General features: G+C 65.9%; 9 protein-coding genes. 2 read left to right on the top strand and 7 right to left on the bottom strand.

Annotated features, from left to right (window positions below):
• Positions 1-217: 217 nt before the first annotated feature.
• From queE to EWE75_RS11105, 6 genes are all read right to left on the bottom strand, one after another.
• Positions 218-850 (bottom strand): 7-carboxy-7-deazaguanine synthase, encoded by a 633-nt coding sequence (queE, locus tag EWE75_RS11130; RefSeq protein ID WP_130157399.1) that lies wholly within the window; start codon positions 848-850, stop codon positions 218-220.
• Positions 851-1,534 (bottom strand): 7-cyano-7-deazaguanine synthase QueC, encoded by a 684-nt coding sequence (gene queC, locus EWE75_RS11125; protein WP_130157396.1) that lies wholly within the window; start codon positions 1,532-1,534, stop codon positions 851-853.
• Between the two features lie 178 nt (positions 1,535-1,712).
• Positions 1,713-2,144, bottom strand: coding sequence for a DUF3617 domain-containing protein (locus tag EWE75_RS11120; RefSeq protein ID WP_130157394.1), 432 nt, complete (start codon positions 2,142-2,144; stop codon positions 1,713-1,715).
• Positions 2,145-2,232: 88 nt separating this feature from the next.
• Positions 2,233-3,135: an Hsp33 family molecular chaperone HslO gene (gene hslO, locus EWE75_RS11115; protein WP_130157392.1), complete on the bottom strand. Its 903-nt coding sequence runs from the start codon at positions 3,133-3,135 to the stop codon at positions 2,233-2,235.
• Between the two features lie 134 nt (positions 3,136-3,269).
• Complete coding sequence (argF, locus tag EWE75_RS11110) at positions 3,270-4,190, bottom strand: ornithine carbamoyltransferase (RefSeq protein ID WP_130157390.1); 921 nt, start codon at positions 4,188-4,190, stop codon at positions 3,270-3,272.
• Positions 4,191-4,329: 139 nt separating this feature from the next.
• A complete protein-coding gene (locus EWE75_RS11105) occupies positions 4,330-5,523 on the bottom strand; it encodes an aspartate aminotransferase family protein (RefSeq protein WP_130157388.1) in 1,194 nt (397 codons plus the stop codon).
• Between the two features lie 218 nt (positions 5,524-5,741).
• Here EWE75_RS11105 and EWE75_RS11100 point away from each other — a divergent pair, with 218 nt between their 5' ends.
• Positions 5,742-6,404 carry a C40 family peptidase gene (locus EWE75_RS11100; RefSeq protein ID WP_130157386.1) on the top strand — a complete coding sequence of 221 codons (663 nt, stop codon included), beginning with the start codon at positions 5,742-5,744 and terminating at the stop codon, positions 6,402-6,404.
• Between the two features lie 199 nt (positions 6,405-6,603).
• Here EWE75_RS11100 and EWE75_RS11095 read toward each other — a convergent pair whose 3' ends face one another.
• Positions 6,604-7,458, bottom strand: a complete 855-nt coding sequence (locus EWE75_RS11095) for an ABC transporter permease (RefSeq protein WP_130157384.1) — start codon at positions 7,456-7,458, stop codon at positions 6,604-6,606.
• A gap of 63 nt (positions 7,459-7,521) precedes the next feature.
• On the opposite strand from EWE75_RS11095, the gene EWE75_RS11090 reads away from it, so the two are divergent.
• A complete protein-coding gene (locus EWE75_RS11090) occupies positions 7,522-8,226 on the top strand; it encodes a GcrA family cell cycle regulator (RefSeq protein WP_130157382.1) in 705 nt (234 codons plus the stop codon).
• The last annotated feature ends 36 nt before the right edge of the window (positions 8,227-8,262 follow it).

Below are 8,262 nucleotides of genomic sequence, written 5' to 3'. Positions count from 1 at the left end.
GAACAACTCTCGAAAACCACGCACCTGCATCTCCCGGTCTTTCCAGAAGACGCTTCAGAATCCTTTTTCCTGCCCGGCGCTACTCCCTCCAGCTCAAATGCGATTCCCCTGCCCTGAAAGGGAGGGGCTGGGGGTGGGTCGGTCCGCGAGGGAGTGGTGTGGTTGCAACAAGCCGACCCACCCCCGACCCCTCCCTTTCAGGGAGGGGAGCAGAAGATCAGCGCAGCCCGAGAAACTTGTGCGTCTGCAAGCTCAGCCGCCATGTGGGCCGGGCCATCGCCAGCGCGATCGCCGCTGCCTGATTGTCGGCCGCCGCGGCGTTATCCATCGGCTGGACGAGGAAGTTGGCGAAATCCCAGCGTTCCAGCGTCTCCGGGTCGCTACCGGCTTGCGGCCAGACCAACTTCAGTTCGTCGCCCGAACGCTGCACCACTTCGCTGCCAGCCTTGGGGCTGACGCACACCCAGTCGATGCCGGGGTGAACGTGCAGGGTGCCATTGGTCTCGATCGCGATCGTGAAGCCGTCCGCGTGAAGCGAATTGACCAGAGCATCATCGACCTGCAACATCGGTTCGCCCCCGGTCAGCACGACGAAGCGCGCTTCGGTGCCATCGCCCCAGAAGCCCGCCACCGCCGCCGCCAGCGCGTCCGCATCGGCGAAGCGCCCGCCGCCCAGCCCGTTGATCCCGACGAAATCAGTATCGCAAAACTTGCAGATCGCACTCGCGCGATCCTCCTCACGCCCCGACCACAGGTTGCACCCGGCAAACCGCACGAACACCGCGCGATGCCCGGCATTGACCCCTTCGCCTTGCAGCGTGAGGAACATTTCCTTGACCGCGTAGGACATTCAGACCGCGTAGACGGTCGGGTCGGGCAGGCCGGCTTCGATGAACCCCTTCGCACGCAGCCGGCAACTGTCGCACAGCCCGCAATGCACGCCGCCCGGCGCGGGATCGTAGCACGACCAACTCATGCCAGCGTCGAGCCCGAGCCGAGACGCCTCGCGCACGATATCGGCCTTGGTCATATGCTGGAGCGGCGCGCGGATGCGGAACGGTTCGCCCTCGACGCCGGCCTTGGTGGCGACCTCGGCCATGTCCTCGAACGCCTTGATGAATTCCGGGCGGCAATCGGGATAGCCCGAATAATCGAGCGCATTGACGCCGATATACAGGTCACGCGCGCCCGCCGCCTCGGCCCAGCCGAGCGCTAGGCTGAGGAAGATCGTGTTGCGCGCCGGCACGTAGGTGACGGGAATGCCTTCGCCGACGCCGTCCTTCGGCACGTCGATGTCGGCGGTCAGCGCCGATCCGCCGAACGCCGACAGGTCGAGCGGCAGCACGACATGCCGCTCCGCGCCCAGCACGCTTGCGATCCGCCGCGCCGCCGCCAGTTCGACCTTGTGACGCTGGTTGTAATCGACCGACAGCGCGAGCAGCCGGTGCCCGTCTTCGCGCGCACGCGCCGCCGAAACCATCGAATCCAGCCCGCCCGAAATCAGGGCGACCGCCAGGGTGCTACCGCGTGTCATGATCGTCTCAAGTCTAGGGGGTGGGGGCGATCCGCGCAATCCGCCCAAGAAAGATGGGCCGCCCCAGAAAAATGGGCCGCCCTTGGGCGGCCCAGCGGTTGCCCGTCACCGGGCGTTTGGGAAAAAGCATGCCAAAAGCACACTCGCGTCATCTTAATCACAGGGTCTTCCCAGCGGGTTAACGCGATGCGGTGGAGCGTGCCGGGCAAGCGCCGACGCGCCTTCCCTGATAATTCAAGTCAAAAGGTGCGCCCCCGGCGATGCCCTGTGTATCAATATCGAACGATCTCGGCGTGGTGATCGTCACCACGGTGCGGCCATGCCCGCCGCTCGCGCAGCGGTAGCTGACCGTCGTACCGTCGGGGCTGTCCGCCATCACGAACCGCGCACAGGCAACCCCGGGATGCTGCATCTGAAGCAGGATCGCGGGGTCGGCGATGCACACCGATCGCGGTGTCGCGGTCGACCCGACCACGCTGATCTCATACTGGCCGCGTTCGATCCGCGACAGCGCCACCGACGCGCCCGAATCGGACGCCGCCATCGCCGCTCCGCCGGCCATCACCAGCGCGGCGAACCCCGCGCATACCAACTGCCCACGCCGCATCATTCGTATCCCCAAGTCCGCGCCCTACCCACTGCGGGCGCAACCGCTTGGTACAGAATGTGGGGGATTCTGTGGCGGGATTCAATGTCGTTCAGGACTCGCAACGATTCCCGACCGATACGGGGAATTTCTGCGCGCAAAACGCGCAATCGACGGTGATGACGCCCGAGTCGTCGGCCATCTCGCGCTGATCCTCTTCGGGAAACTTGGCGAGCACCTGCGCGATATAGTCTGGCGAACACCGGCAGCCGCGCACGATCGGCTGGCGCGCGAGGATGCGGACTTCGGGTTCCTCGTTGAACAGCCGCCACACCAGCGTTTCGAGGGGCAAAGCGGTGTCGGTCAGTTCGTCGGCGCCCATCGTCGCGCCCAGCACCGCGACATGCTCCCATTCGGGATGGTTCTGCCGCACATGCAGCCGCTCGCGGCCCTCCTCGCCCTCGGGCAGATGCTGGAGGAACAGCCCGCCCGTCACGCGGTTGCCCGGCGCGATGCCGAGCCGGATCAGCGTCGGGATCTGCTCGGACTGGAGGAAATAGGCAGAGGCCGCATCGGCAAGCGATTCGCCGTCGAGCGGCACGATGCCCTGATAGCGCTCGCCGGTGGTCGCCTGATCGAAGGTGATCGCGAGATAGCCCGCGCCGAACAGCGCGAACAGGCTCGGCGCGATTGGCGCATCGGCGAGCCGGCCGGCGTCAAATTGCACATAGCCGCGCAGCTCGCCGCCGCGATAATCGCACACCAGCAAGCTGACGATGCCGTTGTCGGTCTGCGCCTGCAGCGTGAGCTGGCCGCCCGCATCTTTCAGCGTCGAGCCGATCAGCGCGGTCAGCGTCAGCGCCTCGGCAAGCAAAGCCTCGATCGGGGCAGGGTAGGCGTGCGCGGAGAGGATGCGATCGACCACCGGGCCAAGCCGCACCACGCGCCCGCGCGCATGGCGCCCGGGAATGGTGAAACCCAGCGCGAGATCGAGATCGGGGGAGGTGTCAGGCATCAACGTCTTTCATGAAGCTGTTCCCCCGCGAAGGCGGGGGTCCAGAGCCAAGCAGCGCGGCGCTCGTTGCTCTGGACCCCCGCTTTCGCGGGGGAACGGGAAAGACGCAAATGTGGGGGACCGATCCCCCGCGATCAACCAATCTGCCCGAAGCACCAGCGCAGCACCGATTTCTGCGCGTGCAGCCGGTTCTCCGCCTCGGGCCAGATCAGCGATTGCGGGCCGTCGATCACCGCGTCGGTCACTTCCTCGCCGCGGTGTGCTGGCAGGCAATGGAGGAACTTCGCATCGGGCTTGGCGCGCGCCATCAGCTCTTGCGTGACCTGAAACGGCATCATCGCGGCGAGCTTGGTCTCGGCATGCGCCTGGCCCATCGAGATCCACGTATCGGTGACGATGATGTCGGCACCCTCAGCCGCCTCGCGCGGATCGCCGACCACGCGCGCACGCCCGAGCCCAAGCGCAACGTCGCGTTCCGGTGGCATGAAACCCTGCGGACACGCCGCCACCACGTCGAACTGCATCAGCCCCGCCGCTTCCATGATCGAGGCAAGCACGTTGTTGCCGTCGCCCAGCCACGCCACCTTGAGACCGGGCAAAGACTTGCCGCTTTCGAGGATCGTCAGCAGGTCGGCCATGATCTGGCAGGGATGCGATGCATCGGTGAGGCCGTTGATGACCGGCACACTGGCATGCCGCGCCATTTCCTCGACCTTGGCGTGATCGTCGGTGCGCAGCATGATCGCGTCGCAATAGCCCGACAGGACGCGCGCCGTATCCGCCACCGTCTCGCCACGCCCGAGCTGCGTGGTGCCACTGTCGAGCACGATCGACGACCCGCCAAGCTGCCGGATCGCCATGTCGAAACTGACACGGGTGCGGGTGGAGTTCTTCTCGAACACCATCGCGAGGGTGTGGCCCGCGAGCGGCGCATCGGCATCGACCTTGCCCTTGGGCCAGCCGCTGCGCGCCGCCTTGCGATCCAGCGCATCGGCCAGCATCGCCGCGATGCCGTCGGCACCGGCATCGGAGAGGTTAAGGAAGTGGCGAGTCACTTTCCCTCTCCCATTGGGAGAGGGAGGGAGGCGCGAAGCGCCGGAAGGGTGAGGGTGATAGGGCGATGATCGCCCTCACCCCGCGCTGCTACGCAGCTTGCCCCTCTCCCGCAGGGAGAGGGGAAGAAGAACGCCCCCCTCACGCCGCGACCGGCGCGTAACTCCGCGCCGCCTCGCTCAATTTCTCGATCGCCTCGGCGATATGGCTGTCCTCGATCACCAGCGGCGGCAGCACGCGCACCACGTTCTCGCCCGCCGACACGGTCAGCAGCCCGTGATTGTCGCGGGCATGCGCGACGAAATCGCGCGCGATCGCCGCGTCCTTGAGCTTGATACCGAGCATCAGCCCCTTGCCGCGCACGCTGTCGAACACGCCGTCGTGATTGGGGATCATCTGTTCGAGCGCGCCGCGCAGCCGCTCGCCCATCGCGGTGACATTCTCCAGGAAGCCCGGCTCCAACATCACGTCGAGCACGGCCTCGCCCGCCGCCATCGCCAGCGGGTTGCCGCCATAGGTCGATCCATGCGTGCCGAACACCATGCCCTTCGCCGCTTCCTCGGTCGCGAGGCACGCGCCGAGCGGGAAGCCGCCGCCGATCCCTTTGGCGACCGACATGATATCGGGGGTGATGCCGTAATGCTCATAGGCCCACATCTTGCCGGTGCGCCCATAGCCGCACTGCACCTCGTCGAGCACCAGCAGCAGGCCGTGTTCGTCGCACGCCTTGCGCAAGCCCTGGATGAACTCGGGGCTACCGGCGGACACGCCGCCTTCGCCCTGGATCGTCTCGACCATGAAGCCGGCGGTGGTCTCGTCGATCAGCGCCAGCGCCGCTTCAAGATCGTTGAACGGCGCATAGGCGAAGCCCGGCAGCAGCGGCTCGAACCCGTCGCGCATCTTCGGCTGGTTGGTCGCGCTGATCGCCCCCATCGTCCGCCCGTGAAAGGCATTGTTGAAGGTGATGAGCGTGGTGCGCTCGGGGTTGCCGTTGACGAAGTGATAGCGCCGCGCGGTCTTTATCGCGCATTCCACCGCCTCGGTGCCCGAATTGGTGAAGAACACCGTGTCGGCGAAGCTGTGGTCGACGATCCGCTGCGCGAGATGCTCGCCCTGCGGAGACCCGTAGAGGTTGGAGACGTGCATCAGCGTCGCCGCCTGATCGGCAATCGCCTTGACGAGATGCGGGTGGCCGTGGCCGAGCGCGTTGACCGCGATGCCGGCCGCGAAATCGAGATACCGCTCGCCAGTCTCGCCGATCAAATAGCAGCCCTCGCCTCGCACCGGGCGCACGCCGCAGCGCGGGTACACTGGCATGAGTGGGGTGATCGGCATGATGACGCGCTCCTAGCAGAAACAAAAACGGCGGCCCGTGCAGGGGCCGCCGGAGCGGACATTTACTTGGCGAGACTGGTAAGCGTCAACCTCGTCATAATCGCGCGCGATGTCCTTTGTCGCTGCCGCGTTGCACAAGTCGATTCCATCCTAGAATATGTCGCCGCCAGTATATACTTCATGATGGAAAGGACTGTTGGCTCAAAGGGGGAAGTCTCATGAAGAAGATTTACACCGTTCGTCCCGGCGATACTCTCGGCAGCATCGCGCGCGGTTTGAACATAGGTGTCAACGACTTGCTCGCCTTGAACCCGCAGATCACCAATCCCAACCTGATTCGGTCGGGCCAGCAGATCGTTCTTCCTGACGGCAGCGACCGGAGCGCGCTGTTGGTCGGTGCCGCGACCGAAACCGCCGCCGACGGCGATCCACTGTGGCTTTCGCTCGCCTTGCGCGAGGAGGATGCCGGCGTCGCCGAGTTCAATCCGGGCAGCAACCCTCGCATCGTCGAATATCTCGCGACCTGCAAAGGCTTGAGCGCGGCGCAACGCAACGACGACAACACCGCCTGGTGCTCGGCCTTCGTCAACTGGTGCATGGTGAACGCAGGCAAGAAGGGCACCGACTCGGCGTGGGCGCTCGATTGGCGGGGCTGGGGCGTCGAAGATCCGTCGCCCAAGCGCGGCAGCGTCGTGGTGTGGGAGCGGATCGTGGGCGGCAAGGTGCTCGGCCACGTCTCGTATCTGCTCGACGATCAGGGCGCGAAATTGCTCGTGCTGGGCGGCAACCAGTCGAACCGCGTCCATCGCGCGCTCTATCCGCGCGACGGCAAGCTCGGCCTGACGCTCTATCGCAATCCGGTGTTCCGCAAGCCGGCCTGACCGGCTTCTTGCCGGCTTGGACTCAAGTCGCTCCGTTCGTCCTGAGTAACTGCCGAGTAGCCCGAAGGGCGTATCGAGGTAGTGTATCGAAGGACAGGCCCCGAGCGCCACCTGTGCTTCGATACGGGCTCTCGATACGGCGCAAGCGCCTACTCGATCCCTACTCAGCACGAACGGGTGGGGGTACTGCCAGTGCGCTTCAGCTTTTCAGCCGCCAGCCGCGCGCCAGCAATTGATAGCACAATACGAACAGCACAATGTCGACGCCCAGCACGACAATGCTGCCGATCAGCACCGGCGAGTCGGCGCTGCCGAGGAAGCCGTAGCGGAAGCCCGAGATGATGTAGAAGAACGGGTTGGCGTGGCTGAACGCGCGGAACGCCGGCGCGAGCCGATCGACCGAGTAGAAGGTGCCCGACAGCAGCGACAGCGGCGCCACCACGAAATTGGTGACGGCGGCGGCATGATCGAACTTCTGCGCCCAGATCGAGGTCAGCACGCCGAGCAGCGACAGGAACAAAGCGCCGAGGAAGCCGAACCACAACACCGCGAGCGGATGCAAGGGCATCACATGCACGCCCGGATAGAGCAGCATCGCACACCACACTACGAAGCCGACGAGGAACGCGCGCGTCATCGCGCCGCCGAGCAGCGCGGCGAGCACCTCCAGCGTCGAGAGTGGCGGCATCAGATAATCGACGATCGTGCCCTGGATCTTGCCGGCGAGCAGCGAGAAGCTGGCATTGGCGAACGCCGGCCCCATCATGCCCTGGCTGATGATGAGTCCCGGCGCGATGAAATCGGCGAAGGGGATGTCGATTCCGCCGACCTGCACCGGCCGTTTCGCGCCGGTCGCGATCGTAAAGACGATCAGGAACAGCAGCGTCGTAATCGCCGGCGCCCAGATCGTCTGCAGGTGGACCTTGAAGAAACGCCGCACCTCCTTGATATAGAGCGTTCGCAGGCCGCCCCAGTTCACGTCCTTGATGACGGGAACGCCGGGAGCGTTGCGAACCGCCGACTGGATTTCGCCGGATGGGGGGTGGCTGCTCATGGCGCGATCGGTTAGTCGCTGCCGCCACTGCCCGCAACCCGGCACGTAGGGAAGATAGATTTCATGGCCTGGACCGACGAACGGATCGATACGTTAAGAAAGATGTGGGAAGACGGCCAGACCGCCAGCCAGATCGCCGAGGCACTCGGGCAGGTCAGCCGCAACGCGGTGATCGGCAAGGCGCATCGACTCGGCCTGCAATCGCGCCCGTCGCCGGTGAAGCCTAACGAGGTCGCGGTGGAGGTCGCCGCCAAGCCCGTCGTCGAACCCGCCGCGCCCAAGCCGGTCGTCGCCGCACTGCCCGAGGTCTCCAAGCCGGTCGAAGTCGTCGCCGCGCCGCCCGCCGACCCGGTTTTCGAAGCCGATGAGGACGAGGATGCTGAAATTTCAGACGCGCCGGTCGCCGCACCCGCGCCGGTAGCACCCCCGCAGCCGATCCTGCGTTCGGTCGGCCCCGGCGGCTTCCTGCGCCAGTCGCCCGGCGAGCAGCAGGCGCCGATCACGCCCGCGCCGCCACGTCGCCTCGTTCCGGCCAAGCCTTCGGCCGACATGGCCGGCAAGACGACGCTGCTCGATCTCAGCGACCGCATCTGCAAATGGCCGCTCGGCCACCCCGGCGAGCCCGATTTCCACTTCTGCGGCGACAAGGTGAACCCCGGTTTCCCCTATTGCGTCGCGCATTGCGGCCACGCCTATCAGGCGCAGCTCCCGCGCCGCGACCGCCGTCCGCCGCCGCCGCTTCCCTTCGGCGGCCCGCGCGTCCGCTAAGGAACGGAACCGACAGTCCGGGGTTGCGCATGAAAA

This window comes from Sphingomonas populi (assembly GCF_004208535.1).
Taxonomy (GTDB): Bacteria; Pseudomonadota; Alphaproteobacteria; order Sphingomonadales; family Sphingomonadaceae; genus Sphingomonas; species Sphingomonas populi.
The sequence above is the reverse complement of the archived record's forward strand: the minus strand, read 5'-3'. Positions and strand labels throughout refer to the sequence as shown.